At 61.7% G+C, this 248-nt stretch carries 1 pseudogene; it reads right to left on the bottom strand.

What is annotated here, in order from left to right:
* Positions 1-248, bottom strand: a pseudogene (gene motC, locus BK660_RS32150) (flagellar motor protein); the annotation flags it as partial.

Here is a 248-nt window from a genome sequence, read left to right as displayed (position 1 = left end):
TGTAGAAATCCACTTCGAGGATGCTGCGTATCGCTTCCGGCTCGGCACCGTCGACCAGCAGTTGCAGGCCTTTGCGCGAGTAATTGTCGGGTTCGGCATCCGCCACGCCTTCCAGACCCAGCAGGCCTTCCTTGCGTGCGGTGAGGCTCCAGTTGACGACGCGATCGATGCCACCGGCCAGATCGACCCGTGGCGGAAACAGAATCCAGGCAAGGATCTGCATGGCGCGTTTGAACGCGCTCATCGGC

Source organism: Pseudomonas brassicacearum (genome assembly GCF_003732265.1).
GTDB classification, from domain to species: domain Bacteria; phylum Pseudomonadota; class Gammaproteobacteria; order Pseudomonadales; family Pseudomonadaceae; genus Aquipseudomonas; species Aquipseudomonas brassicacearum_D.
This window is presented reverse-complemented; position numbering and strand designations above follow the sequence as displayed.